General features: G+C 72.0%; 25 protein-coding genes. 21 read left to right on the top strand and 4 right to left on the bottom strand.

Features of this window, described 5'->3' with window-relative positions; genetic code table 11:
* The first annotated feature begins 50 nt into the window (after nucleotides 1-50).
* On the top strand, nucleotides 51-1,259 hold the full coding sequence (locus MFF56_RS08185) for an acetyl-CoA C-acetyltransferase (RefSeq protein WP_066921580.1): 1,209 nt from the start codon (nucleotides 51-53) through the stop codon (nucleotides 1,257-1,259).
* A gap of 112 nt (nucleotides 1,260-1,371) precedes the next feature.
* Nucleotides 1,372-1,878: a DUF2059 domain-containing protein gene (locus MFF56_RS08180; RefSeq protein WP_238229920.1), complete on the top strand. Its 507-nt coding sequence runs from the start codon at nucleotides 1,372-1,374 to the stop codon at nucleotides 1,876-1,878.
* 27 nt (nucleotides 1,879-1,905) lie between these two features.
* Here the strand turns inward: MFF56_RS08180 and MFF56_RS08175 are convergent, their stop codons facing one another.
* Nucleotides 1,906-2,688 (bottom strand): EAL domain-containing protein, encoded by a 783-nt coding sequence (locus MFF56_RS08175; RefSeq protein WP_238229919.1) that lies wholly within the window; start codon nucleotides 2,686-2,688, stop codon nucleotides 1,906-1,908.
* 95 nt (nucleotides 2,689-2,783) lie between these two features.
* Between MFF56_RS08175 and MFF56_RS08170 the strand changes: the two genes are divergently transcribed.
* Genes MFF56_RS08170 through MFF56_RS08160 form a run of 3 tightly spaced genes read left to right on the top strand, consistent with a single transcriptional unit; the run spans nucleotide 2,784 to nucleotide 5,606 of the window.
* Nucleotides 2,784-4,985: a 3-hydroxyacyl-CoA dehydrogenase NAD-binding domain-containing protein gene (locus MFF56_RS08170; protein WP_066920968.1), complete on the top strand. Its 2,202-nt coding sequence runs from the start codon at nucleotides 2,784-2,786 to the stop codon at nucleotides 4,983-4,985.
* A gap of 45 nt (nucleotides 4,986-5,030) precedes the next feature.
* Nucleotides 5,031-5,258: a DUF4926 domain-containing protein gene (locus MFF56_RS08165; protein WP_066920970.1), complete on the top strand. Its 228-nt coding sequence runs from the start codon at nucleotides 5,031-5,033 to the stop codon at nucleotides 5,256-5,258.
* Nucleotides 5,259-5,264: 6 nt separating this feature from the next.
* The gene (locus MFF56_RS08160; RefSeq protein WP_066920972.1) at nucleotides 5,265-5,606 is read left to right on the top strand and encodes a DUF6883 domain-containing protein; all 342 of its coding nucleotides are present in this window, start codon (nucleotides 5,265-5,267) and stop codon (nucleotides 5,604-5,606) included.
* Nucleotides 5,607-5,616: 10 nt separating this feature from the next.
* Here the strand turns inward: MFF56_RS08160 and MFF56_RS08155 are convergent, their stop codons facing one another.
* Complete coding sequence (locus tag MFF56_RS08155) at nucleotides 5,617-6,474, bottom strand: 3'-5' exonuclease (RefSeq protein ID WP_066920975.1); 858 nt, start codon at nucleotides 6,472-6,474, stop codon at nucleotides 5,617-5,619.
* A gap of 171 nt (nucleotides 6,475-6,645) precedes the next feature.
* On the opposite strand from MFF56_RS08155, the gene MFF56_RS08150 reads away from it, so the two are divergent.
* The 11 genes from MFF56_RS08150 to MFF56_RS08100 all read left to right on the top strand — a co-directional run bounded on the left by MFF56_RS08150 (nucleotide 6,646) and on the right by MFF56_RS08100 (nucleotide 19,006).
* Nucleotides 6,646-7,575 carry an AEC family transporter gene (locus MFF56_RS08150; protein WP_066920990.1) on the top strand — a complete coding sequence of 310 codons (930 nt, stop codon included), beginning with the start codon at nucleotides 6,646-6,648 and terminating at the stop codon, nucleotides 7,573-7,575.
* A 203-nt stretch (nucleotides 7,576-7,778) separates the two neighbouring features.
* Entirely contained in the window at nucleotides 7,779-8,936 is a 1,158-nt protein-coding gene (gene rseP, locus MFF56_RS08145; RefSeq protein WP_066920977.1) for an RIP metalloprotease RseP, read from the top strand.
* A 404-nt stretch (nucleotides 8,937-9,340) separates the two neighbouring features.
* Nucleotides 9,341-11,905 (top strand): outer membrane protein assembly factor BamA, encoded by a 2,565-nt coding sequence (gene bamA, locus MFF56_RS08140; RefSeq protein WP_066920978.1) that lies wholly within the window; start codon nucleotides 9,341-9,343, stop codon nucleotides 11,903-11,905.
* Nucleotides 11,906-12,068: 163 nt separating this feature from the next.
* Complete coding sequence (gene lpxD / locus MFF56_RS08135) at nucleotides 12,069-13,121, top strand: UDP-3-O-(3-hydroxymyristoyl)glucosamine N-acyltransferase (RefSeq protein ID WP_066920980.1); 1,053 nt, start codon at nucleotides 12,069-12,071, stop codon at nucleotides 13,119-13,121.
* 371 nt (nucleotides 13,122-13,492) lie between these two features.
* Nucleotides 13,493-13,957: a 3-hydroxyacyl-ACP dehydratase FabZ gene (gene fabZ, locus MFF56_RS08130; protein ID WP_066920983.1), complete on the top strand. Its 465-nt coding sequence runs from the start codon at nucleotides 13,493-13,495 to the stop codon at nucleotides 13,955-13,957.
* Nucleotides 13,954-14,772 (top strand): acyl-ACP--UDP-N-acetylglucosamine O-acyltransferase, encoded by an 819-nt coding sequence (gene lpxA / locus MFF56_RS08125; RefSeq protein WP_066920984.1) that lies wholly within the window; start codon nucleotides 13,954-13,956, stop codon nucleotides 14,770-14,772. Before fabZ ends, lpxA begins: the two co-directional genes overlap by 4 nt.
* 5 nt (nucleotides 14,773-14,777) lie before the next feature.
* Nucleotides 14,778-15,626 carry an LpxI family protein gene (locus MFF56_RS08120; RefSeq protein ID WP_066920987.1) on the top strand — a complete coding sequence of 283 codons (849 nt, stop codon included), beginning with the start codon at nucleotides 14,778-14,780 and terminating at the stop codon, nucleotides 15,624-15,626.
* Nucleotides 15,623-16,777 carry a lipid-A-disaccharide synthase gene (gene lpxB / locus MFF56_RS08115; protein ID WP_066920988.1) on the top strand — a complete coding sequence of 385 codons (1,155 nt, stop codon included), beginning with the start codon at nucleotides 15,623-15,625 and terminating at the stop codon, nucleotides 16,775-16,777. Before MFF56_RS08120 ends, lpxB begins: the two co-directional genes overlap by 4 nt.
* A gap of 94 nt (nucleotides 16,778-16,871) precedes the next feature.
* Nucleotides 16,872-18,416, top strand: coding sequence for an FAD-dependent oxidoreductase (locus tag MFF56_RS08110; protein WP_238229918.1), 1,545 nt, complete (start codon nucleotides 16,872-16,874; stop codon nucleotides 18,414-18,416).
* 105 nt (nucleotides 18,417-18,521) lie between these two features.
* The gene (locus MFF56_RS08105) at nucleotides 18,522-18,728 is read left to right on the top strand and encodes a hypothetical protein (protein ID WP_066924187.1); all 207 of its coding nucleotides are present in this window, start codon (nucleotides 18,522-18,524) and stop codon (nucleotides 18,726-18,728) included.
* On the top strand, nucleotides 18,728-19,006 hold the full coding sequence (locus MFF56_RS08100) for a hypothetical protein (RefSeq protein ID WP_066924185.1): 279 nt from the start codon (nucleotides 18,728-18,730) through the stop codon (nucleotides 19,004-19,006). The genes MFF56_RS08105 and MFF56_RS08100 overlap by 1 nt, the downstream gene beginning before the upstream one ends.
* On the opposite strand, the gene MFF56_RS08095 is transcribed toward MFF56_RS08100, so the two are convergent.
* A complete protein-coding gene (locus MFF56_RS08095) occupies nucleotides 19,003-19,341 on the bottom strand; it encodes a hypothetical protein (RefSeq protein WP_066924183.1) in 339 nt (112 codons plus the stop codon). The genes MFF56_RS08100 and MFF56_RS08095 overlap by 4 nt on opposite strands.
* A gap of 120 nt (nucleotides 19,342-19,461) precedes the next feature.
* Between MFF56_RS08095 and MFF56_RS08090 the strand changes: the two genes are divergently transcribed.
* Both MFF56_RS08090 and MFF56_RS08085 read left to right on the top strand, forming a co-directional pair.
* Nucleotides 19,462-19,881, top strand: a complete 420-nt coding sequence (locus MFF56_RS08090; RefSeq protein ID WP_066924181.1) for an FKBP-type peptidyl-prolyl cis-trans isomerase — start codon at nucleotides 19,462-19,464, stop codon at nucleotides 19,879-19,881.
* A 30-nt stretch (nucleotides 19,882-19,911) separates the two neighbouring features.
* Entirely contained in the window at nucleotides 19,912-21,315 is a 1,404-nt protein-coding gene (locus tag MFF56_RS08085; protein ID WP_238229917.1) for a Wadjet anti-phage system protein JetA family protein, read from the top strand.
* An 80-nt stretch (nucleotides 21,316-21,395) separates the two neighbouring features.
* Here MFF56_RS08085 and ggt read toward each other — a convergent pair whose 3' ends face one another.
* Complete coding sequence (ggt, locus tag MFF56_RS08080; protein ID WP_066922558.1) at nucleotides 21,396-22,985, bottom strand: gamma-glutamyltransferase; 1,590 nt, start codon at nucleotides 22,983-22,985, stop codon at nucleotides 21,396-21,398.
* Between the two features lie 272 nt (nucleotides 22,986-23,257).
* Between ggt and larC the strand changes: the two genes are divergently transcribed.
* Genes larC through larB form a run of 3 tightly spaced genes read left to right on the top strand, consistent with a single transcriptional unit; the run spans nucleotide 23,258 to nucleotide 26,027 of the window.
* Complete coding sequence (gene larC, locus MFF56_RS08075) at nucleotides 23,258-24,526, top strand: nickel pincer cofactor biosynthesis protein LarC (RefSeq protein WP_066922560.1); 1,269 nt, start codon at nucleotides 23,258-23,260, stop codon at nucleotides 24,524-24,526.
* Nucleotides 24,523-25,359 carry an ATP-dependent sacrificial sulfur transferase LarE gene (gene larE, locus MFF56_RS08070; protein ID WP_238229916.1) on the top strand — a complete coding sequence of 279 codons (837 nt, stop codon included), beginning with the start codon at nucleotides 24,523-24,525 and terminating at the stop codon, nucleotides 25,357-25,359. Before larC ends, larE begins: the two co-directional genes overlap by 4 nt.
* Complete coding sequence (larB, locus tag MFF56_RS08065) at nucleotides 25,356-26,027, top strand: nickel pincer cofactor biosynthesis protein LarB (RefSeq protein ID WP_238229915.1); 672 nt, start codon at nucleotides 25,356-25,358, stop codon at nucleotides 26,025-26,027. Before larE ends, larB begins: the two co-directional genes overlap by 4 nt.
* Nucleotides 26,028-26,032: the final 5 nt, after the last annotated feature.

The raw sequence follows: 26,032 nt of genomic DNA, 5'->3' as shown, positions 1-26,032 counted from the left end.
CAAGAGGCGCCGAGACCTGCTCGTGAGCGGGGCGGTGCAAGGAGAATCAGATGCCCGAGGCCTACATCTTCGACCACGTCCGCACGCCCCGCGGCCGCGGCAAGCCCGACGGCGCGCTGCACGAGGTGACGGCTTTGCGCCTCGCCGAGACGGCGCTCCGCGCGCTCAAGGAGCGCAACGCCCTCGACACGAAGCGGGTGGACGACGTGGTGCTCGGCTGCGTCGATCCCGTCGGCGAGGCCGGCGGCGACATCGCCCGCGCCGCCGCCCTCGTTGCCGATTACGGCACCCACGTGCCGGGCGTGCAGATCAACCGCTTCTGCGCCTCGGGCCTCGACGCGGTGAATTTCGCCGCCGCCCAGGTGATGGCCGGCCAGCACGACATGACGGTCGGCGGCGGGGTGGAATCGATGAGCCGCGTCGGCCTCGGCGCCTCCGGCGGGGCCTGGCCGGTGGATCCGGCCATCGCGGTGAAATCCTACTTCATGCCCCAGGGCGTCTCGGCCGACCTCATCGCCACGAAGTACGGCTTCTCCCGCACCGATTGCGACGCCTACGCGGTCGAATCCCAGAAGCGCGCCGCCAGGTCGTGGGAGGAGGGGCTGTTCCGCAATGCCGTCGTCCCGGTCAAGGACGTCAACGGCATCACGCTGCTCGACCGCGACGAGCACATGCGGCCCTCCACCGACATGCAGTCGCTGGCCTCCTTGAAGGCCTCCTTCGTGCAGATGGGCCAGATGGGCGGCTTCGACGCGGTGGCGACCGACGCGCACCCGGATGTCGAGGCGGTGGACCACGTCCACCACGCGGGCAACTCGTCGGGCATCGTGGACGGCGCCGCGGCCGTGCTGATCGGCTCGCGCGAGGCGGGCGACGCGGCGGGCCTGCGCCCCCGCGCCCGCATCCGGGCCTTCGCCAACATCGGCTCCGACCCCGCCCTGATGCTGACCGGGCCCGTGGACGTGACCCACAAGGTGCTCGCCCGGGCCGGGATGAGCGTCGCGGACATCGACCTGTTCGAGATCAACGAGGCCTTCGCCTCGGTGGTGCTGCGCTTCCAGCAGGCCTTCGACCTCGACCCGGCGAAGGTCAACGTCAACGGCGGCGCCATCGCGCTCGGCCACCCGCTCGGCGCCACCGGCGCGATGATCCTGGGCACGGTGCTGGACGAGTTGGAGCGCACCGGCAAGGAGCGGGCTCTGGTCACGCTCTGCATCGGCGCCGGCATGGGCACCGCCACCATCATCGAGCGCGTCTGACGGTCGCGGGAGCGGCCGGGCCGGCCGCTCCCCTCGCGTGCCAAACGCTGCTAGAGGCCGACGCGACCGCCGAGCAAGGCGGAACCGAAGCCTCATGGGAGAAACGCTTCAGATGACGCGCCTCATCGCCACCCTCTGCCTGACGACCGCCCTCGCGCTGCCGCTCGCCGCGCGCGCCGACGAGGCTGCCGACAAGATCGCGGAGGCCAAGACCCTCGTCTCGAAGACCCTGATCAAGAACCTGCAGACCGGCTTCGGCGCGGCCCTGGAGAAGACCGTGGCGGCGATGCCCGACCAGAAGGCCGACGCCGTGCGCAAGGAACTCAACGCCGAGTTCGACCGCCAGCGCGAGGTGATGGTCGAGGGTCTCTCCAAGGAATATGCCGGCAAGTTCAGTCTCACCGAGCTGAAGCACCTCAACGAGATCTACGACGACAAGACCTACCAGAAGTTCCAGGCCCTCAACGCCGACCCGTCCTCCAGCGTGACGGCGATCTCGCAGGGCTCGGTGACGAAGCTGCTCAACATGCTGGCGGTCGCCGCCGCCGGCGGCGAGGGCCCGCAGCCCGGCAGCCCGCCCGCCGCGGCGCCGAGCCCGGCCCCGGCGCCCGCCAAGTAGGCCGTGGAAGGCCGGCGGGTGCGGATCTCACGCCACCATCGCGGCAGCCGGATCGACCCGGAAGCCCGCAACCGCCGGCAGGCCTTCGAGGAGGGGCTTGGCGAAATGATAGCCCTGGAACAGGCCGACGCCGAGCCCGCGCAGGGTCTCGCACTCCGCCGCGGTCTCGACGCCCTCGGCGAGCACCGTGACGCCGAGCGCCCGCGCGATCGCGATCAGGCCGGCGACGATGGCCTGACGTCCGGCATCCGCGTCGATGCCGCGCAGCAGGTCCATGTCGATCTTGATGAGGTCCGGCCGGAAGTTCGCGAGCAGGGAGAGGCCCGCGAAGCCGGCCCCGAAATCGTCGAGCGCCGTCAAGAAGCCCTGGCGCCGGTAGGCGGAAACGATATTCCGGACGTGCGCGGTGTCGCGAAAGCGCTCGTTCTCGGTGAACTCGAACATGATGCGCTCGTGCCCGAAGCCGACGCGGCGGGCCGCCTCCAGCGAGGCGCGGATGCAGGCGTTGGGTTCGTAGACCGCGTTCGGCATGAAGTTGATGGACAGCCGCTCCGCCCCGCCGCGCGGGAACAAACGGCCGGCCAGCTCGATCGCCTTCACCCGAGCCGCTTGGTCGAAGCGGTAGCGGGTCTCGTCCGTCACCCGGTCGAGGATCGTGCCGGCGCCCTGGCCCTCGGGCCCGCGCACCAGCGCCTCGTAGCCCCAGACCGTGCCGGCCCGGAGGTCGAGGATCGGCTGGAACGCCATGGTGAAGGCGAAGTCGAGCTCCGCGCCGTCCCGGCAGGCACGGCAGGCTTGGGCAGTCTTCATGGCACAGTTTTTCTCTCGTGCCCCCGGCCGCGACCATGGCCCGGCAACCTCACCGAAACCTTAAGACCCGCCCCTGCCAGACGCGAGGACGTGAGATGGATCTGAAGAACTTCCGCTTCGAGACCGATGCCGACGGCGTCGCGCTGGCGACCTGGGACATGCCGGGCCGCTCGATGAACGTCATCACCGAGGGGGTGATGGATGATCTGGCCCAGATCGTCCAGATTGTATCTGAAGATGCTGCGATCAAAGGTTGCGTCATCACCTCGGGCAAGGACAACTTCTCCGGCGGCGCCGACCTGACCATGCTGCAGGGTCTCGGCCGCGCCTACGAGGAGCTGCGGGCGACGGCGGGCGAGGAGGCGGCGATGGTCCGCTTCTTCGAGGAATCGCGCCGCCTCTCGCTGCTGTTCCGGCGGCTCGAGACCTGCGGCAAGCCCTTCGCGGCCGCGATCAGCGGCATCTGCCTCGGCGGCGCCTTCGAGCTGGCGCTGGCCTGCCATCACCGCGTCGCCTCGGACGATCCCAAGACCCGCGTCGGCCTGCCGGAGATCAAGGTCGGCCTGTTCCCGGGCGGCGGCGGCACCCAGCGCGTCGCGCGCCTGATGCAGACGGGCGACGCCCTGCAGATGCTGTTCAAGGGCGAGCAGATCCGGCCGCAGATGGCCAAGGGCATGGGTCTCGTCCACGCCGTCGCGCCGAAGGACGAGATCGTCGCCCAGGCCAAGGCGTGGATTCTCGGCGGCGGCTCGGCCGTAGCGCCCTGGGACGTGCCGAAGTTCAAGGCGCCGTCCGGCAAGGTCTACTCGCCGGCCGGCATGATGATCTGGCCGCCCGCCAACGCGATCTACCGTCGCGAGACGCACGACAACTATCCGGCCGCCAAGGCGATCCTGGCCTCGGTCTACGAGGGCCTGCAGCTGCCGATGGACCTCGCCCTCAAGGTCGAGAGCCGGTACTTCGCGATGATCCTGCGCACCAGCGAGGCGCAGGCGATGATCCGCACCCTGTTCATCTCGATGGGCGAGCTCAACAAGGGCGCGCGCCGGCCCAAGGACGTGCCGCCCACCGCCCTGAAGCGGGTCGGCGTGGTCGGCGCCGGCTTCATGGGCGCGGGCGTCGCCTACGTCTCGGCCAATGCCGGGCTCGACGTGGTGCTGATCGACCAGTCGATCGAGGCGGCCGAGAAGGGCAAGGCCTACGCCCACAAGCTCGTCACCGACCAGATCAACCGGGGCCGCGCCAAGACGGCCGACCGCGAGGCGCTGCTCGCGCGCATCACGACCTCGGCCGACTACGCCGACCTCAGGGATTGCGAACTGGTCATCGAGGCGGTGTTCGAGGATCCGAAGGTCAAGGCCGAGGTGATCCGTCAGGTCGAGGCCGCGATCGGCCCGGATGCCATCTTCGCCTCGAACACCTCGACGCTGCCGATCAGCGGCCTCGCCGAGGCGAGCGCCCGGCCCGAGCAGTTCGTGGGCATCCACTTCTTCTCGCCCGTCGAGAAGATGATGCTGGTCGAGATCATCCGCGGCCGCGCCACCGGCGACCGGGCGGTGGCGACCGCGCTCGACTACGTCCGCGCCGTGAAGAAGACGCCGATCGTGGTCAACGATTCCCGCGGCTTCTTCGCCAACCGCTGCGTCACGGCCTACCTGCTCGAGGGCCACAAGATGCTCTTGGAGGGCGTCCCGCCCGCGATGATCGAGAGCGCGGGCCGACAGGCCGGCATGCCGGTGGGCCCGCTCTCGCTCAACGACGAGGTCGCGCTGGATCTCGGACTCAAGATCGCCCGGGCCACCGAGGCGCAGCTCGGGCCCGACGCGGTCGATCCCGGCCAGAAGCAGCTCCTGGTCGAGCTGGTGGAGAACCAGGGCCGGCTCGGGCGCAAGAACCGCAAGGGCTTCTACGACTATCCGGAGGGCGCCCCGAAGCGCCTCTGGCCGGGCCTGAAGGATCTTCAGCCGACGCATCTCGATCCGGACGCGGTCGATTTCGCCGAGCTGAAGCACCGCCTGCTCGTGGTCCAGGCGCTGGAGGCCGCCCGCACGGTGGGCGAGGGCGTGGTGGTCGATCCGCGCGAGGCCGATGTCGGCTCGATCCTCGGTTTCGGCTTCGCGCCGTTCACCGGGGGGGCGCTCTCCTACATCGACTTCATGGGCGCGCAGACCTTCGTGGCGCTCGCCCAGTCGCTCGAGGCCAAGCACGGCGCCCGCTTCAGCGTGCCGGAGAACGTCCTGGCGATGGCCCGGGATGGTGGCACCTTCTACGGCACGGCGGGGAAGCAGGCGGCCTGACGGGGCGCCCTTGCCGGTGGGCGTTCGTCGGCTCATCTTGGGGGCATGACGAACGAGCCAGACATCCTGACCAAGTCCGGAGCCCTGTCCTTTCTCGGCAGGGCTCGCTTGCGGGCTGAGCGGCAGGCGCGGGACGGCACGCGGGTCCCGGCAGGCGCGGCCGGCACCGTGGTCGAGATCCTCGGTGGCGGACAGGCCTGCATCGTGGAGTTCGTCGATCCCGTGCAGGCTGTCCTGACAGTGCGGGCCGAAGATCTAACCGCTCTGCGGTAGGCATCTATGGCGTCCGACAGGGTGCTGAGCCGGGTCGATGTCCCGCTGCTCAAGATCACCCGCTATCTCCTCTGTTTTGATAATGGTCCAGAAGCCGCTGCGAAGGCGGCGTTCTTTGTTCGCTTCGGCTTCGATCCGGACCAGCCGGAAGGCTTGGCCTCCGCCCTTCGAGAGCACGCAATCGAGAATCTGATTCGCGAAACTTGGGCCGACGAGTGGGGCATCCACTTCGAGGTGGATGGGCCACTCCACACGCCCGACGGCCGCGCACCGACGATCAGAACCAGTTGGATGCTAAACCATGGCAGCACCGGCCCGATCCGCTTGATCACGGCCTTCCCGGTTTAGACCGCGTGAACTACGGCACCGCCGCCAGCAGCCCCAGCACCCGCGCCAGATCCGCCGCGTTGTCCGAGAGCAGGTCCGTCACGTCGCCGACCGCGAGCGCCTTCACGTGGCGGCAGCGCATCCCGTGGCGACCGGCCATGCAGGTGCAGCGCAGGCTCAAGGCGCCCGCCCGCTCGTCCAGCGTGACCTCGTAGCGGTTGCCGGTGCTGCCCCGGACGGCGAAGCGCGGGCGTGCGGGCTCCGCCGGCCGGAACGTCCGCAGCGCCCGCTCGGCGATCGGCCCGCGCGGCGGGCGCGGCGGTGGGGGAGGGCCGCCGTCGATCCGGGTGAGCGGCAGGGCGATGGCGCGGCTCAGGCCCGCGATGTCCACCGTCTCCGTCTCGCGCATCGCCGCGAGCGCGATCTCGGCGCAGGCATAGGCGTCGTCGCCCGCGTCGTGGTGGCTGAACCGGATCCCGAGGCGGCCCGCGACCTTGGCGAGCCCGCAGCCGGCGGGATCCGGGAAGACGCGCCGGGCCACCTGCACGGTGCACAGATAGGCCAGCGGCGGCGCCGCCTGCCCGCAGGCGTGGAGCGATGCGCGCAGCACGCCGATGTCGAAGCTGGCGTTGTGCGCCAGGATCGTGCCGGCCGCGAGGTCGGGCATGAACTCCGCCATCACCGCGGCGAAGCCGGGTCGATCCCGCACGTCCGCCGGCAGGATGCCGTGGACCCGGATGTTGCCGGGCGCGAAGCGCAGCTCCGGCGGCCGGATCAGCCGCGATTCCCGCCGGACCACGCGCCTGTGCTCGATCCAGGCGAGGCCGACCGCGCAGGCGCTGTCGCGCCGCTCGTTGGCCGTCTCGAAATCGATCGCGATCGTGGTCATCGGTGGATCATAGCCGGAGCCGGCCTGTCCCGCAGGATCCGGGCCGAAATGGGGTCAGGCGGACGGTTCTGTCAGGTTGCAGACGCGCCATGCGCCGCACGCCCCGTGTGGCCCGGCCGGAACATGGTATGCGCGCGACCGATCTTCGCCTCCCGGAAGCCGAACCCGCCCGTGCACGCCCTCACGATCATCGTCCCGATCTTCGGGATCATCCTGATCGGCTGGGCGGCGGCCGTGGCGGGCCTGCTCTCCGACCGCGTCAGCGACGGCCTGTCCGAGTACGTCTTCGCCGTGGCCGTGCCGGCGCTGATCATCGTCACCCTGACGCGGCCGGGCCTCGATGGCGAGATCGCGTGGTCCTACTGGATCTCGTATTTCGGCGGCGCCGGCCTGTCCTGGCTCGCGGGCTCCCTGATCGCGATGCGGCGCACGGGGATCGGCCGGCAGGGCGCGATCCTGCACGGCTTCGCGGCGAGCCAGTCCAACACGATCTTCGTCGGCGTGCCGATGATCCTGCAGGCCTACGGCGACGAGGGCGCCTTCCCGCTCTTCCTGCTGCTCGCCGTCCACCTGCCGATCATGATGGGGTTTGCCACCTTCCTGCTCGAGGCCGAGGGCGACAAGCCGCTGCTGGTGCGCCTGCGCGGCCTCGCCCTGGTGCTCCTGAAGAATCCGATCTTCGTCGCGCTCCTCGTCGGCATGGCGCTGAAGGTCCTGCACCTGACGCCCGGCGGACCCGTGAAGGCGATCCTCGACGCGTTCGCGGCCACCGCCTCGACCTGCGCGCTGGTGGCGCTGGGCGCCGGCCTGCGCCGCTACCGGGTGATGTTCGACCTGCCGGGCGCGATCGCCGTGGCGGTGCTGAAATGCGTGCTGCACCCGCTCGCCGTCTGGCTTCTGGCCTTCCACGTCTTCGCGATGCCGCCGGCCTATGCGGGCGTGGCGACGCTGTTCGCCGCGATGCCGGTCGGCATCAACGCCTACCTGCTGGCTGTGCGCTACAAGACCGAGACCGGCCTGATCGCGGCCTCGGTGCTGGTCTCCACGCTGATCGCGCCCGTGACCACCATCGCCTGGCTCACCCTGCTCGGCCACGCCTGAGGCTGCGTCCGGGCGGGGCGCCTTGGGAATAGCGGGCAGAGCGGAGGGCGGGGGCTCGCCAAGGCCGGCGCGCCGTGCGACGCTCTCTCCCCCTCGCGCAGGTTTGCGTTGGCCCCCGAGCGTCACGATCTGCTAGAGCGCACGCGGCCGGCACGGCCGTCCGGCCGTCGCGGCGCCCGGTCGAGGTCTTGAGGATCGACGAGATGGACTTCCTGAACGCGATGGGCGGCACCGCCACCGGCTTCTTCGGCGCGGTGATCCCGTTCCTGATCGTGCTGACCATCGTGGTCTTCGTCCACGAGATGGGCCATTTCCTGGTGGGCCGCTGGTGCGGCGTCGGCGTCCACGCCTTCTCAATCGGCTTCGGGCCGGAACTCGTCGGCTTCAACGACCGGCGCGGCACCCGCTGGAAGCTCTGCGCCATCCCGCTCGGCGGCTACGTGAAGTTCCACGGCGACGTGAACGGGGCCAGCGTGCCCGACCCCGAGGCGCTCGCCCGGATGAGCCCCCAGGAGCGGGCGACGAGCTTCCCGACCCAGCCGGTAGCCAAGCGCGCCGCGATCGTGGCGGCGGGCCCCATCGCCAACTTCCTGCTCGCCATCCTGCTCTTCGCGGGCGCGATCTGGCTCGGCGGCCGCTACGAATTGCCGGCCCGCGTCGCCGCCGTCGAGCCGAACAGCGCGGCGGCCGAGGCCGGCTTCGAGGCCGGCGACCTGATCAAGGCCATCGACGGCCAGCCGGTGCGCGACTTCAACGCGATGTACCGCACGGTGACGGGCAGCGCCGGCAACACCCTGCTCTTCACGATCGAGCGCGACGGCGCCGAGCGCACCATCACGGCGACGCCGCGCGTGCACGAGGACCGCACGCCCTTCGGCCGCCACCGGGTCGGGCGGCTCGGCATCCGCTCGCCGAACGGCTCCGAGGCGCGCCTCGTCGAGTACGGCCCGCTGGCCTCCCTGAACCTCGGCGTGCACGAGACCTACTTCGTGGTCGAGCGCACCTTCTCGTATCTCGGCAAGCTCGCCACCGGCCGGGAATCGGCCGACCAGCTCTCCGGGCCGATCGGCATCGCGCGGGTCTCGGGCGAGGTGGCCAAGACCGGCGGCGTCGGCGGCCTCGTCGGGCTGGTGGCGCTCCTCTCGGTCTCGATCGGCCTGCTGAATCTTTTCCCCGTGCCGCTGCTCGATGGCGGGCACCTCCTGTTCTACGCCTTCGAGGTGGTGCGCGGGCGTCCCCTGAGCGAGCGGGCACAGGAGATCGGATTCCGCATCGGCCTCGCCCTCGTTCTGATGCTGATGCTGTTCGCGGCCTGGAACGACATCCTGAACCTCGGCGCCTCCTGGGGCCGCAACACCTGAGGGCGCACGGGCGGGACGCCGCCCTCCCGGCACCGCACCATCGCCGTCTTTGCGCCGCGATCGGGTCCGGGTTTCGAGGGGTATCGTACCCCCCGAAGAGCCGCCGCAAGAGCCTTTGCGAATCGTTGACGTGATCGTGTGCCGGCCCGGAAAGACCTTCCGCGGCCGGCATTTACGTGCGGTTTACCCTGTTCGGCGATCCTTCCCGGAACCCGTCCGGCGTTAAGTGGCGCGAAGGCCACGACCCGGCAAATTCCCCAGGCGAGAGGCCCCGGCGGCGTTTGCTTGGCAGGGGAATCCCGTTAAGAGCTACGCTTGGACCAGGTGACGGGATGGCCGGACAACGGCTGCTCGTCGGCAGGCGAGAGCACGCTCTCGAAAGAACAACGCGGACGGGCGATTACATGATGTCGATGACGGGGAAGCGCCGGCGCGAGTCGGTGAAGCGGACCATCGTCCTAGTCGCCGCGACGGCCGGCGTGCTCGCGGGCACCGCCGCCCAGGCGCAGCAGATCGTCGTCCAGGGCAACCGTCGGGTCGATGCCGACACCATCCGCTCCTACGTCACCGGCACCGCCTCCGGCTCCGCCGAGGAGGCCCGGCGCAACCTGCTCGCCAGCGGCATGTTCCAGGACGTGAAGGTCGCCCAGGGCGGCGGCCGCACGGTCGTGACGGTGCGCGAGAACAACATCATCAATCGCGTGGTGTTCGAGGGGAACAAGAAGGTCGAGAAGGCCACCCTCGAGGGTCAGATCGAGGCGAAGTCCCGCGGCGCCTTCAGCCCGGCGGTCGTCAACGCCGACCTGCAGCGCATCAAGGAAGTCTACCGCCGCGCCGGCCGCGGCACCGCCAAGGTCACCTACCGCACCGTCGATCTGCCCAACGGCACCGTCGACGTGATCTATCAGATCGACGAGGGCGACAAGACCGGCATCGTCTCGATCAACTTCGTCGGCAACAGCGCCTATTCCGAGCGGACGCTCAAGGGTCTGATGACCTCGTCCGAGATGAACCTGCTCAGCTTCGTCAAGACCTCGGACGTCTACGATCCCGACCGCATCGCCAACGACCTCGATCTCGTCCGCCGCTACTACCTCCGCAACGGCTACGCCGACTTCCAGGTCGTGAACGCCGACGCCCGCTACGTCGAGGGCGAGGAGAAGAGCGGCTGGGTCATCACCGTCACGGTCGCCGAGGGCGAGCAGTACCGCGTCGGCGCGGTGGCGATCGACTCGCGCCTGCCCGGCATCGACACCGGCCGCCTGCAGGACGAGGTGCGCGCCCAGGTCGGCGACGTCTACAACGCCGAGGACGTCGAGAAGACGCTCTCGGGCGTGACCAACGACGTCAACCGCCAGGGCTTCCCCTTCGCGCAGGTCCGTCCGACCGGCCAGCGCGACCGCGCCACCCATCAGGTCTCGCTCGGCTTCGTGGTCGAGGACGGCCCGCGCGTCTACGTCGAGCGCATCAACGTCCGCGGCAACACCCGCACGCGCGACTACGTCATCCGTCGCGAGCTCGATTTCGGCGAGGGCGACGCCTACAACCGCGTGCTCACCGACCGGGCCGAGCGCCGGCTCAACGGCCTGGGCTTCTTCAAGAAGGTCCGCTTCTCGAACGAGCCGGGCTCCTCGCCCGACCGGGTCATCGTGAACATCGACGTCGAGGATCAGCCCACCGGCTCGTTCTCCGTCGCGGGCGGCTACTCCACCCAGGACGGCATCATCGGCGAGGTCTCGGTCTCCGAGTCGAACTTCCTCGGCCGCGGCCAGTACGTGCGCGTCGCCGGCACCGGCGGCCAGTACGCCCGCGGCGTCGACTTCTCGTTCACCGAGCCGTACTTCCTCGGCTACCGGCTCGCCGCCGGTTTCGACGCCTTCTACAAGTACAGCGACCTGACCCGGTACTCGCGCTACGAGACCACGGTCTACGGCGGCCAGCTCCGCCTCGGCCTGCCGATCACCGAGGAGTTCGGCGTCACGCTGCGCTACTCGCTCTACAACACCGAGCTGAAGGTGCCGAACACGCTCCGCCGGCCCTACAACGACTGCTCTGTGCCGATCCCGGGCCTGACCGAGCTGCAGCCCGCCGGCACCATCATCAACGGGCAGAACGTCGGCGGCCTCGCGAAGTACCCGGACTGCGCCTACAACGGCGAGGCCTCGATCGCGCTCAAGGGCTCGCAGGGCAACACGCTGACCTCGCTGGCCGGCGTCACGCTCGCCTACTCGACGCTCGACGTCATCGGCGCGCCGCGCAACGGCTTCTACGCAGAGCTGAAGCCCGACGTCGCGGGTCTCGGCGGCGACTCGAAGTTCTTCCGCGTGACCGGCGATGCTCGCTACTACAAGGAGCTCTGGGAGGACGTCGTCGGCTTCGTCCGCATCCAGGGCGGTCACATCTCGGCGCTCGACGGCAACCCGCTGCGCCTGACCGACCAGTTCTTCCTCGGCCCGTCGCTGGTGCGCGGCTTCGCTCCGAACGGCATCGGCCCGCGCGACATCGGCACGACGGACGCCCGCTCCAACGCGGTCGGCGGCTCGACCTATGTGGGCGGTACGGTCGAGGTGCAGTTCCCGATCTGGGGTATCCCGAAGGATCTCGGCCTGAAGGGCGCCGTCTTCGCCGACGCCGGCACGCTGTTCGGCTACAACGGCCGCCGCGTGTTCAACGTGAACGGCGACGCGCTGATCAACGGCTTCGCGCCGGGCTCGGGCTGCAACTTCAACACCCTGTCGATCGGCGTCGAGCCCGAGTGCCTGAACGTCCGCGACAAGGCGGTGCTGCGTTCCTCGATCGGCGCCTCGATCCTCTGGAACTCGCCGCTCGGCCCGATCCGCTTCGACTACGCCTACGCGCTCTCGAAGGACGAGGGCCAGAAGGTCTACGCTGCGGACGGCACGTTCCTCGGCAAGGTCGGCAAGGATCAGATCCAGGCCTTCCGCTTCTCGGGCGGCTCGCGCTTCTGAGCCCCACGAACGGACGCGAGAAAGGGCCGCCCCGGTCAGCCGGGGCGGCCCTTTCGTCATATTGGTGCCCCTTTCCACCCGCCTGAGGACCCGATACGCCGCCGGACCCGGCGGCGCCGCGGACGGGACCTCGCGCGCGCCGGCCCGCACCACGGTTCAGAGCATGTCCGACCCCCAGTTCTTCGTCTCCCAGACCCGTCTCAGCCTCGCGGCCGTCGCCGACGCGGCGGGCGTCGTGCTCCCCGCGGGCGCCGACCCGGACCGCCTCGTGACGGGCGCCGCGCCCCTCGACCGCGCCGGCCCGCACGATCTCGCCTACATGGACAACGCCCGCTACGGCGACGCGCTGGCGGCGACCCGGGCCGCGATCTGCCTCGTCTCGCCGCGCTTCGCCGCCCGCGTGCCCGCCGCCACCGTCGCGCTGGTGCTGCGCGATCCCTACCGCGCCTACGCGGCCCTCCTCGGGCGCCTCCACCCGGACGCGCTGCGCCCCGGCTCGCAGTTCGGCGCCCGCGGCGTGGCGCCCGGCGCCCACGTCCACCCGGACGCGCGGCTGGAGGAGGGGGTGACGGTCGATCCGGGCGCGGTGATCGGGCCGGGCGCCGAGATCGGCGCGGGCTCGGTGATCGGTCCCGGCGCGCTGGTCGGACCCGGCTGCCGGGTCGGGCGCGACTGCTCGATCGGGGCGTCCGCGAGCCTCACCCACACCCTGATGGGCAACCGGGTGATCGTGCATCCGGGCGCGCGCATCGGCCAGGACGGCTTCGGCTTCGCCATGGGCGCCAGCCACCTCAAGGTGCCGCAGGTCGGCCGCGTCATCGTGCAGGACGACGTCGAGATCGGCGCCAACACCACGATCGACCGCGGCGCCAGCCGCGACACCGTGGTGGGGGAGGGGACCAAGATCGACAACCTCGTGCAGATCGCCCACAACGTCGTGATCGGCCGGCACTGCGTGATCGTCTCGGGCGTCGGGATCTCGGGCTCGACCACGCTGGAGGACTACGTCGTCCTCGGCGGTCAGGTCGGCGTCGTCGGCCATCTCACCATCGGGCGCGGCTCGCAGATCGCCGGCTCCTCGAACGTCAACCGCGACGTTCCTCCCGGCAGCCGCTGGGGCGGCACGCCGGCCAAGCCCGTGCGCGCGTGGTTCCGCGAGCTGACGACGCTGGCCAAGCTCGCCGAGCGCTCGGGCCGGGACGACGCAGAGGGGTGATGCGGAAGCCGGCACGTTGCTTCCGGCAAGTCTCCGCCCTTTTCCCGGACGCCCGGAGCGTCAGCGGCGGGTGATCCGGGACCCAGAGGGAGAAGTGCCGCGAAGCGGCTCGATCCCCAATACCGCTGCTGGATTCGGACGCTGCGCGCCGTCGTGCGCTGGATCCCGGATCACCGTCCACTTCGTTCCAGGCGTCCGGGAAAAGGGCGGCCTTTCACATGTCGGGGAGACCGTCCCGGCGATGGGCACGACCCACCGGCACCGGACGCAACCCGAGCGACTTGCCATCCCGCGGTGTTTCGGACGAAACACCGCCACGAACGACGCATGAACCCGGCCGCGCCCGGGCAGGACACGGGGCTTCAGAGGCGATGACGGAGACGGTGCAGGAACTCGGCGCGGCGGACATCCAGAAGGTTCTGGAACTGCTGCCCCATCGCTACCCGTTCCTGATGATCGACAGGATCATCGAGATCGACCGCGACGAGAGCTGCATCGGCATCAAGAACGTCACGGTGAACGAGCCGCAATTCACCGGCCATTTCCCGAACATGCCGGTCTTTCCGGGCGTGCTGCTGATCGAGGGCATGGCCCAGACCGCGGGCGCGATCTGCTGCCGGCACATCATGTCGGAGACGGTCCAGACCAAGCAGGTCTTCTTCATGACCATCGACAAGTGCAAGTTCCGCAAGCCGGTGGTGCCGGGCGACCAAGTGCGCTTCCACATGAAGAAGCTCAACCAGCGCAAGACGATGTGGTGGTTCCGCGGCGAGGCCCGGGTGGACGGCGCGCTGGTCGCCGAGGCCGAGATCGGCGCCATGCTGGTGACGGCGTGAGCGCCGCCCTGATCCATCCGAGCGCGGTCGTCGAGGACGGCGCGGAGATCGGCGCGGGCGCGCGCATCGGCCCCTTCTGCCATGTCGGGCCGAAGGTGGTGCTGGGCGAAGGCGCCGAACTCGTCAGCCACGTCGTGCTCGCCGGCAACACCCGCATCGGCGCGCGCACGCGGATCTACCCCTTCGCCTCGATCGGCCACCCGCCCCAGGACCTGAAGTACCGCGGCGAGGAGACCACCCTGACGATCGGCGCCGAGTGCACGATCCGCGAGGGCGTCACCATGAACCCCGGCACCGCGGGCGGCGGCTCGGAGACGGTGGTGGGCGACCGCTGCACCTTCCTGGCGAACTCCCATGTCGGGCACGATTGCCGGGTCGGCTCCGGCGTCGTCTTCTCCAACAACGTGATGCTGGCCGGGCATTGCTCGGTCGGCGATTTCGCGATCCTCGGCGGCGGCGCGGCGGTGATCCAGTTCGCGCGGGTCGGCGCCCACGCCTTCGTGGGCGGCCTCTCCGGCCTGGAGAACGACTGCATCCCCTACGGCATGGTGCTCGGCAACCGCGCCTACCTGTCGGGGCTCAACATCATCGGCCTGCAGCGCCGGGGCTTCGCCCGCGAGGACATTCACACCCTGCGCCGGGCCTACCGCCTGCTCTTCGCGCCCGAGGGTACCCTGATGGAGCGCGTCGAGGACGTGGCGGCCGAGTTCGAGTCCCACGCGGCCGTCAGCGAGATCCTCGCCTTCATCCGCGTCGGCGGCAAGCGCTCGATCTGCACGCCGCGCGAGGCGCCGACGCCTGCGAGCGCGGCCTGAGCCTCATGCCCGACAGCGGCACCCTGGTCCTCGTCGCCGGGGCGGGGCGCCTGCCCGATCTGGTCGCCGGCTCGCTCGAGCGGGCCGGCCATGCCCACAAGGTCCTGGCCGTGCGCGGCTTCACCGAGCGACGCCTGCGCGCACGGGCCGACGCCACGGTGGATCTGCTCGACGTCGGCGCGACGCTCGCGATTCTGAAGGATTGGGGTCCGGCCGTGGTGATCCCGGCCGGCGGCGTCTCGCGTCCGAGCCCGGCCGCCCTCCTCAACGCGGGCGCGGCCTTGCGCAACCGCGCGGCGCTCCGCGCCATCGCGGGCGGGGGCGACGACCGGCTGCTGCGGGCCGTGCTCGCCCTCCTGGAGGAGAACGGCCACCGGGTGCTCGGCGTTCACGAGGCCGCGCCCGATCTCCTGAGCCCGGCGGGCCGCCTCGGCCGCCACGCGCCGGACGCCGAGGCCGAGGCCTCGATCCGGGCCGGCCGGGCGCTGCTCGGCGCCCTCTCGCCCTACGACGTGGGGCAGGCGGCGGTCGCCGCCGCCGAGCGCATTCTCGCGGTTGAGGGCCCCGAGGGCACCGACCGGATGCTCGCCCGCGCCCGCGCCCTCGGGCGACGACCCTTCGGCCGCGGCCGCCCCGCGCCCGGGACCGTGCTGGTGAAGCTCGCCAAGACCGGCCAGGACCTGCGCATCGACCTGCCGGCGGTCGGGCCCCGCACGGTGCGCAACGCCGCCGCCGCGGGCTGCGCTGGAATCGCCGTCGAGGCCGGCCGCACGCTACTGATCGACCGGGCCGCGACCGTCGCGGAGGCCGACCGCAGGGGCCTCTTCCTCGTCGGCCTGGAGGGCGTCCCGTGAAGATCTGGCTCGTGGCGGGCGAGGATTCGGGCGACCAGCTCGGCGCCAAGCTGATCCCGGCGCTGCGCGCCCGGGTGCCGGGGCCGCTCGTCCTCGGCGGCGTCGGCGGCGAGGCGATGGCGGCGGAGGGCTTCCCCTCGCTCTTCCCCCTCGATGACGTCGCGGTGATGGGCTACCTGCCGGTGCTCGCCCGCGCCCGCACGCTGCTGCGCCGCATCCGGGAGACCGTGGACGACGTGGTGGCCGCCCGTCCCGACGTGCTCGTCATCATCGACAGTCCGGGCTTCACCCACGCGGTCGCCTCGCGGGTGCGCAAGCGCCTGCCGGACCTGCCGGTCGTGGACTACGTCTCGCCGAGCGTCTGGGCCTGGCGGCCCTGGCGGGCAAAGGGCATGCGCGCCTTCATCGACCACGTCCTGGCGCTGCTGCCCTTCGAGCCCGAGGCGCACCGCCGCCTCGGCGGCCCCGCCTGCACCTATGTGGGCCACCCGCTGATCGAGCGCCTCGCTGCCTTCCGCCCCGACCCGGCGGAGGCGCTGGCCCGCGTGGCCGCGCCCTTCACGCTGGCGGTGCTGCCGGGTTCGCGCCGCTCCGAGATCGACCGGCTGATGCCGGTCTTCGGCGAGACCCTGGCGCGCCTCAAGGACGGGCCGGCCTTCGAGGCGGTGCTGCCGGCCGTCACCCGCCACCGCGCCCGGATCGAGGCGCTCGCCGCCGCTTGGGACCTGCCGGTGCGGATCGTCTCCGGCGAGGAGGCCAAGCACGCCCTGTTCCGGCGCGCCCGCGCGGCGCTCGCGGCATCCGGAACCGTCACGCTGGAACTCGCGCTCGCAGGCGTGCCGATGGTGGTGGCCTACCGGGTCTCGCGCGTCGAGGAGTTCATCGGCCGGCGCCTGATCCAGGTGCCGACCATCGTGCTGCCGAACCTGATCCTCGGCACGAACGCGATGCCGGAATTCATCCAGGCCGACTGCACGGCCGCGAACCTCGCGGGCGCGCTCGGGCCCCTGCTGGCGGGTGGCCCGGCCCGGGACGCGCAGGGCGCGGCGCTCGCCCGCCTCGACGACCTGATGCGCCTGCCCGACGGGGCCGCCCCGAGCGAGCGCGCCGCCGAGATCGTGCTCGCGGCGGCGCGCGGCGCCGATCGCTGACGGGGCGTGGCACCGCGCCCCGGAGCCTTCGCGCCGCTCGCGACTTGTGTCGCCGTGTGCGGGCGCGGCCCGCGACGAGCGAGCGGGGACGAGCATGGCCGAGGCGACCGAGATCCGTCACCCGCTCGAGGCGATTCCCCTCGGCGGCATGGTCGAGGCGGCCTCGGGCGAGGCCAAGGTGCTCCTCGTGCGCGACGCCTCGGGCGTTCGTGCCTTCCAGGCCAAGTGCCCGCATCTCGGCGCGCCGCTCGCCAAGGGCGAGATCTGCGGCGGCCGGCTCTACTGCCCCTGGCACAAGGCTGCCTTCGCCCTCTCCGACGGCGGTCTGGAGGAGCCGCCCGCGCTCGAGGCGCTGACGCGCTACCCCGTCCGCATCGAGGGCGACGCGGTGGTGGCGACGCTGGAGCCGCTCGCCCATCCCATTCCGGCCCCGCGGGACCCCGAGACGCGCGTCCTCGTGGTCGGCACGGGTGCCGCCGCGGTCGCCTGCGCGACGAGCCTGCGCCGCCTCGGTTTCGCGGGCGCGATCACGATGGTCGGCCGCGAGGCGCACCCGCCCTACGACCGCACCAAGCTCTCGAAGCAGTTCCTGGCCAAGCCCACGCCCGCCGAGAAGACGCTGCTCGAACCCGACTTCTACGCCGCCCACCGGATTGAGCCGGTGCACGGGACGGTGGCGCGGATCGAGCCGGAGGCGCGCCGCGTCACCCTGGAGGACGGGCGCGCGCTCACGGGCGATGCGCTGGTGATCGCCACCGGCAGCCGTGCGGTGGTGCCGGACTTCCCCGGCGCCGATCTCGACGGCGTCCACACCCTGCGCAGCCTGGACGATGCCGTGCATCTCAGCGCCGCGGCCGAGGACGCGAAGCGCGTCGTGGTGATCGGAGCGGGCTTCATCGGCCTGGAAGCCGCGGCCTTCCTGACGAAGCGGGGCCTCGACGTGACCGTGCTGGCCCGCGAGGCGGTGCCCTTCGCCAAGCGGTTCGGCGAGGCGGTGGGCGCCGCGCTGAAGCGCTACCACGCGGGCAACGGCGTGCACTTCGCGCAAGGGAAGGTCGCGCGCATTGCCGGAGCCGCCCGCGTCGAGGCTGTCGAGACCGAGGCGGGCGAGCGCCTGCCCGCCGATATCGTGCTGATCGGCGCGGGCGCGGCGCCCGAGACGGGTGCGGTCGCGGGCGCCTCGGTGCGCGAGGATGGGGGCGTCGCGGTCGATTCGGCCCTGCGCCTGGCCGAGAACGTCTGGCTCGCGGGCGACATCGCGGCCTTCCCCGAGCGGGCGAGCGGCGAGACCGCGCGGATCGAGCACTGGCGCCTCGCCCAGCAGCACGGCACGCACATCGCCCGCCAGATCCTGAACGAGACGGGGCCTTTTGCCGGCGCGCCGTTCTTCTGGTCGAACCAGGGCGACAAGCGGCTCGACTACGGCGGCTATGCCCCCGGCTTCGACCGCATCGTCCTGCGCGGCAGCCCGGACGAACTCGACTTCATCGCCTACTACGTCCGTGGCGAGCGCGTGACGGCGGCCTGCAGCATCGGCCGCAACTCCGAGTTCACGGCCTTCCTGCACCTCCTGGGCGAGGGCCGGGCCCCGAGCCCCGCCGAGATCGATGCGGGGGTCGATCCGCGCACGCGGATCTGAGGCGCGGATCACGGCCGCGTCACCACGTCCGCTCGACCGGAACCCTCGTGCCGGCCGACAACTTCCCGGAGCAGACCCGAAGAGGCTGCGTCCGCGGGAGGTGTCATGAACCAGATCATCGTCGTCGCCCTGATCTGCGCGAAATCGGTATCGGCGCCCGACTGCACCCGCGAGACCGCCATCGACGTGGTGACGGGCCCGGCCCACACGCTTCAGGAATGCCTCGTCCAGGGGCCGGTGATCGCCGCCAATTCGGGCATCGAGATCGCGAAGGACAGCTACGTGAAGACCCGTTGCGAGCAGCGCCGCTGATGAGCGAGACGGTATCCCCCGATCGGGCGGTGATGATCCGCCTGCGCGCCCGCCTCGCCGTGGTGGAGCGCGCCGCGTGGTTCGGGCTCGTCCACGCCATGCGGACGCGCCCCGAGGAGACCGAGGCCTTCATCGGCTCCGAGCGGGCACGTTGCGCCGAGGGGTTCGGGGCCAAGGGCTGGGCCGGCGACCTCAGCGAGGCCGAGCGCGCCCTGCTGGCCCAGGAGGTCGATGCGGGGCTCGCGCAACTCCTCGAGGACGCCCGGGCCGAGATCTAGCGGTTCCGGTTCCGCCAGCGCTCCTTGAGCCGCTTCCAGGTCGCCTCGATCCAGCGGGCCGACTTCTCCAGCGGCACCTTGAGCCCCGGCACGTCCTGCGCCAGCAGGGCGAGGCCCAGCGGCAGCATCCACAGGCCGAGCACCGGCAGGATCGCGAAGATGCCGCCGAGGATGAACAGGATCGCGGCGCCCACCCGCAGCCAGAGCCGCGAGGGCTCGCGCAGCCAGTCGAAGGCCCGGCGAAGCCCATCGGGCATCTTCTCCGAGAGGCGATCGACGCGGGCGTCCCAATCCTCGGGGCGGACGATCTCGGGGTGCAGGGGGCGGGTCTCCATGGCCTCCCAACGCGCTTGCCCGGCGAACGGCTCCGGTCCCGTGGCTGGCCTCGAGCGGCCCGAGGCTGTTAAGAGGCGCGCCGACGGGCGGCACGCGACGCCGACCCGAGGGGAGGCCACATGTCTCGTCTGTTTCCGCTAGCAGGAGCCGCGCTGATCGCCATGACCGCTGCCGCCAACGCCGACGCCTACACCACGCTGCCCTCGGGCCTGAAGTACAAGGACGAGGTGGTCGGCTCCGGCCCCGAGCCGAAGACCGGCCAGCAGGTCACGGTGCACTACACCGGCTGGCTCGACCAGAACGGCAAGCAGGGCAAGAAATTCGATTCCTCGCGCGATCGCGGCCAGCCCTTCAGCTTCCAGATCGGCGCCGGCCAGGTCATCCGCGGCTGGGACGAGGGCGTCGCCACCATGAAGGCGGGCGGCCGCCGCATCCTCGTGATCCCGCCGGAGCTGGGCTACGGCGCCCGCGGCGCGGGCGGCGTGATCCCGCCGGGCGCCACGCTGATCTTCGACGTCGAGCTGATCGGCTCGAAGTAAGCCGACCAGGCCGGGACGGGTCAGAGCACAGTGCTGTTCGCGCAGCTTCCCGACGACCTGTTCCGGCCGCTCGCCTCGCCGAGCCGCGCCTTCAACGCGGCCCTGCTGCTGCACCTGCACCGCCGCGTCATCGGCTCGGAGCCGATGCGCAAGGCCGACCTGCTGGCCGAGATCGGCGACTTCGCCGCCGGCCGCGAGACGCCGGAACTCGCCGACGACGCGAGCTTCCCGCCCGACGCGATCGAGCGCCGCTCGGCGCTCTACCGCCGCTTCCTCGAATCCGGCTGGCTGATCGAGCGGCGCGAGCGCTACGTGCCGGTGGTCGAGTTCGACCCCGAGGCGCGCCTTCTCCTCGAGGAGCTGTCCCGGATCGAGCGCGGCGAGACCCGCTCCTACGGCGGCGCCGTGCTGGAGGTGCTGGGCAGCCTGGAGAGCGCTCTGGCCAATCCCGGCGAGCGCTCGGAGGCGCTGGCCAACGCCGCCCGGGAGGCCGGGGCCTTCCTGGCCCACCTGCGCAGCCTCGCCGGCTCGATGCGCAAGATCGAGGATCGGATCCTGCGCGAGGAGGACCGGCGCGCCGCCTTCCGCCTCTATTTCGAGGATTTCGTCGAGCGGCACCTGATCAGCGACTACCGGACGCTGCACACCCGCTTCAACCCGTTCCGCTTCCGCTCGGCCATCGTGCGCGAGGCGGGCCGGGCGCTGCGGGACGCGCTGCTGATTCGGGCGCTCGCCGAGGGTCTGGTGCGCGAGGGTCGCGCCGCCGACCTCGACGCGGGCGAGCGCGCGGTCCGTGCCGACCTCGCCGAGATCCTCTCGGTCTTCGAGGGCATCGACCGCCACCTCGACGCGGTGGACGAGGTCGTCGCCCGCATGGAGCGGCGGATCGCGGCCGCCGTGCGCTACATGGACCGGCCGGACGCGGGCGGCGTCGAGCGCACCGCGGCGGCGCTCCGCGCGGTCGGCGCGGCGGCTGCGGCGCCGGACCTGCCCGCGGCGGTCTCGCTGCTGCGTCCGCCGCTCGGCGAGGCGCATCTCTCGACGCCCCGCCGGACCCGGCCGCCGATCGACAACGATCCGCTCCCTGAGATCTTCATCGACCCGCGCATCGAGGCCTTCGTCACCGCCAAGGCGGAGTTCCGCCGCCGCACCACCGTGACGCCGCGCTCCATGGCGGAGTTCGTGGAGGCGCGGCTCGCGGCGGACGGCAGCTTGCGCGGGTCCGAGATCCCGGTCACGGACATCGACGCCTTCGTGGTGTTCCAGCGCCTGCGCGAGATCGACGTGCTGTTCGAGGGCGAGTTGGGCGCCCGCTACGGGGTCACGCACCTGACGGAACGGGTCTCGAACGGCTGGCTCGACTGCCCGGATTTCGTGCTGCGGCGTGTGGGGGAGGGTCCTGCCGTCGACACAGCCGCGCACGTTTCCAAGTAGCCGCAGGACCGCCGACGGATCCCCTCTCCCCGCAGGCGGGGAGAGGGGAGGTGCCGCTTCCGTAGACGACCTCGTCCGCCTCAATACCCCAGCGCGCTGCCGTCCTTGCGCGGGTCCGACCCCGCGACCAGCGTGCCTGTGGCGTGGTCGATCCAGATGATCTGGCCGCCCCCGATCGGCAGCGGCGCCGTGACCGCCTTGTGGCCCCGGTCGCGCATGCCGGCCAGGATGTCGTCCGAAAACCCGGTCTCCATCTCGACCACGCCCTCGTAGGCGAAGCTGCGCGGCGCATCGAGGGCCTCCTGCACGTCGAGGCCGAGGTCGATGATGTTGGTGAGGAGCTGGACATGCCCCATCGCCTGGTAGTGCCCGCCCATCACGCCGAAGGGCGCCACCGCGCGGCCGTCGCGCATCAGCATGCCGGGGATGATCGTGTGCATCGGGCGCTTCTTCGGCGCGATCGTGTTCGGGTGGCCCGGCTCGACCCGGAAGCTGTAGCCGCGGTTGTGCAGGAGCACGCCGCTCTCCGGCGCCAGGATGCCGCTGCCGAAGCCCTGGAAGATCGAGTTGATCAGCGAGAGCGCGTTGCCGTCCCGATCGACCACGCTGAGATAGACCGTGTCCCGGTGCGCGACCTCGTTGACGATCTCCGGGTAGACCTCCGGCACGCTGGCCCGGGCCATGTCGATGGCGCCCCGCGCCGAGGCCCGCCACGCGTCGGAGAGGAGGTGCTCCACCGGCACGCGGTGCAGGCTGGGATCCGCGAAGAGCGCGTCGCGATGGTGGTAGCCCTGCTTGCACACCTCCGCGAGCAGGTGCGCCCGGTCGAGATCGGAGAGCGCCGCCACGTCGAAGGGCGTGAGCACGTTCAGCATCATCAGGACGGCGAGCCCCTGGCCGGAGGGCGGGCACTCGTAGACGTCGTAGCCGCGGTAGCGCGTGGTGATCGGCGTGACCACCTCGGGCGCGGCCTCGGCGAAGTCCTGCTCGGTGTGCAGCCCGCCGAGCTCCCGCAGGCGCGCGACCATGTCCCGGGCGACCGGGCCCTCGTAGAAGCCGCGCGGGCCTTCTTCGGCGATGCGCCGCAGGGTGGCGGCGAGCTGCGGCAGGCGCACGGTCGCGCCGATGGCCGGTGCCTTGCCGTCGACGAGATAGGTCGCGGCGGCGCCCGGATCGTGCGACACCCGCTCGACGCTGCGCGCCCAGTCCCAGCCGACCCGCGGCTGCACCGGGAAACCCTCTTCGGCGTAGCGGATCGCCGGCTGGAGCAGCTCGCCGAGCGTGCGCGTGCCGTGCTCCTCCAGGAGCTTCGCCCAGGCCGCGACCGCACCCGGGACCGTGACCGCGTGCGGCGAGGTCGGGGTGATGGTGACGCCGTTCTCGAGGTACCACGCGTCTGAGGCCGCCGCCGGGCTGCGGCCCGAGCCGTTCAACGCGTAGGGCACGGCCGCCCCGCGCGGCGCGTAGAGCGCGAAGCAGTCGCCGCCGATGCCCGTCATCAGCGGATCGACCACGCACTGCACGGCCACAGCGGCGATTCCCGCATCGACCGCGTTGCCGCCCGCGCGCAGCACCTCGATCGCCGCGAGCGTCGAGAGCGGGTGCGAGGTCGCCACCGCCCCGTTGCCGGCGTAGACGGGCGAGCGCCCGGGCCTGCTGAAATCTCTCACGACGCTGAAACTCCCGGTTGATGCGGTGGACGGACCCGTCCCGTCCGCGCGCCCGAACCGAACGCGGGCGCGGCTACCGCAGGATGCACAAGGCATGCGGCATGCCAAGATGGCCCGTGCGACGGATCGCGGGCCGCGTCGCGCCCGTGTCAAGCCGCCGGCCCGCTCGGCTGCGGCCTTCCGCCCCGCGCCGCGAGCGGTTGTCGCGGGGGCGCAGCGAACGATGTGGCTGCATCACGATCGTTGCGGCTCACCCAGGCTGTCGTCTCCGGATGCAGATTCACCTCGATGCCATCGGCGGGATGGCCGGCGACATGTTCGCCGCCGCCCTGCTGGACGCCTTCCCGGAGCACGAGGCCGGGGTCCTCGCGAGCGTGCGGGCGGCGGCGCGGGGCGCGGACTGCGCGCTCATCGCCCACAACGACGGCGTGCTGCAGGGGCGCCGCTTCGTCGTCGCGGAGCGGGACGAGCCAGGCCATCACCACGACCATCACCATGCCCATCACCACGCGCACGAGCCTGCGCACGGGCAGCACGGCGCGCACGCCCACCGGCACTGGTCGGAGATCCGCGCCGGGCTCTGCGACGCCGGTCTCGACCCCGCGGTGCGCGACCACGCGCTCGCGATCTTCGGGCATCTCGCCGAGGCGGAGGCGCGGGTGCACGGCATCCCGGTCGCGGACGTCGCCTTCCACGAGGTGGGCGCGCTCGACTCGATCGCCGATATCGTGGCCGCCGCCCACCTCGCGGCCGCGACCGGCGCCACGCGCTGGAGCGTGTCGGCGCTGCCGCTCGGCTCCGGGCGGGTCCGCACGCAGCACGGATTCCTGCCGGTGCCAGCACCCGCCACCGCCCTGCTGATCGAAGGCTTCGCCACCATCGACGACGGCGTGCCGGGCGAGCGGGTGACGCCGACGGGCGCCGCCATCCTGCGCCATCTCTGCGGGCAGGGCGGCCCGTCGCGCGAGCCCCGCAGGCTCGCCCGCAGCGGTATCGGCTTCGGCACCCGCACCCTGCCGGCCCTGAGCAACTGCGTGCGGGCCCTGGTCTTCGCGGAGGCCGGGAGCGGCGCGCGCGCGGTCGGCCGCCACCGCGACCTCGCGGTGATCGAGTTCGAGGTGGACGACCAGTCGGCGGAGGATCTCGCCATGGGCCTCGACCGGCTGCGGGCGCTCCCGGACGTGCTCGACGCGGTGCAGATGCCGGTCTTCGGCAAGAAGGGGCGGATGATGACCCATGTGCGGGTGCTGGCCCGCGCCGAGGCGCTGGAAGCCGTCGCGGAAGCCTGCTTCCGCGAGACCACCACGATCGGCCTGCGCCACCGGATCGACTCGGGGATCGCGCTCGACCGAACGAGCCGCACGGTGGCGGTGGGCGGCCACGACCTCCGGGTGAAGACGGTGGCGCGGCCGGGCGGGGCCACCGCCAAGGCGGAGGCCGACGACGCCCTGGCCCACGAGGGCCACGCCGCCCGCGAGAGCCTGCGCCGCGCGGCCGAGCAACTGGCGCTCGCGGAGCACGCTGACGAGGATCGGACATGAGCGCGTCGCTGGAAAGCCTTCTCGCCGGGATGGGGCCGCTCGCGGTGGCGGTGAGCGGCGGCGTCGACAGCCTGACGCTCGCGACGCTCAGCCAGCGCAGCCTCGGCCGGACCGGGATGCTCGCGGTCCACGCGGCCTCGCCGGCCGTGCCCGCCGAGGCGACCGCCCGCGTGCGGGCCGAGGCCGCCCGCCAGGGCTGGCGGCTGCGCGTGATCGAGGCCGGCGAGTTCGCCGACCCGCAGTACCGGGCGAACCCGGTCAACCGCTGCTTCTTCTGCAAGACGAACCTGTACGGCGCGATCCGCGGGGTCACCGACCGGCAGATCGTGTCGGGCGCCAATCTCGACGACCTCGGCGAGTACCGGCCCGGCCTCGACGCGGCGCGCGAGCACGGGGTGCGCCATCCCTTCGTGGCCGCGGGCCTCGGCAAGGCGGCGGTGCGGGCGCTGGCGCGGGAGCTGGGCCTCGGCGAGGTCGCCGAACTCCCGGCCTCGCCCTGCCTGTCGAGCCGGGTCGAGACCGGCATCCGCATCGAGCCAGAGACGCTCGCCTTCATCCACGCGGTCGAGCGCATCGTCGGGGGGGCGCTCGCAGCCGGTGGGGCGGAGGCGCGGGTGCGCTGCCGCGTCCGGGCGGAGGGCGTCGTGGTGGAACTCGATCCGCGCTGCCTCGCGCTCCTCGACACGGGCCTGCGCGCGGATCTCGGCAGCGCGATCCGCGAGCGGGCGCCCGCGCCCGCGCTCGCCGGCCCGGTGCGGTTCGAGCCCTACCGCAACGGCAGCGCCTTCCTGGGCTCGAAGGGGGCCAAGGCCGCCGCGGGGGGCGCCCGGTGAGCGTCGCCGAGGAGTTCGTGCTCGATTTCGCCCGGCCGGAGCGGATCGGGCTGGAGGAGACCGTCTACGCCGCCGGCAAGTCGGCCGACCAGATCGACGCCATCCTGGCGGCGGCGGCCGAGCGCGGCGCCCGCCTGTTCCTCACCCGGCTCGACGCCGACAAGCGGGCCGCGCTCGGCCACGCGCTCGATTACTGCCCGGTCTCGCGCACCGCCGTGTTCGGGGCACCGAACCGGATCGCGGGCGCGGCCGCGGTCGCCATCGTGGCGGCCGGCACCTCGGACGTGCCGGTGGCGCGCGAGGCCGAGCGGACGCTGGCCTATGCGGGCGTGGCCGCGACGCTCATCGCCGATGTCGGCGTCGCCGGCCTCTGGCGCCTGCAGCGGCGCCTCGACGAGATCCGGGCGCACCCGGTCGTCATCGTGGCGGCGGGCATGGATGCGGCGCTGCCCAGCGTCGTCGGCGGCCTCGTGCCGGGCGCGCTGATCGCGGTGCCGACCTCGGTCGGCTACGGCGTCGCCGAGGGCGGGCGCGCGGCGCTCGATGCCGTGCTGGCGAGCTGTGCCCCGGGCATCACCGTCTGCAACATCGACAACGGCTACGGCGCCGCCTGCGCGGCGTTGCGCGTGCTCCACGCCGCCCGCGCCCTGAGGGAGTTGTCCCCATGAAGCCG

This window comes from Methylobacterium hispanicum (assembly GCF_022179285.1).
In the GTDB taxonomy this organism is placed as follows: domain Bacteria; phylum Pseudomonadota; class Alphaproteobacteria; order Rhizobiales; family Beijerinckiaceae; genus Methylobacterium; species Methylobacterium hispanicum.
Note: the sequence above shows the minus strand (reverse complement) of the source record. Positions and strands in the feature narration are given on the sequence as shown.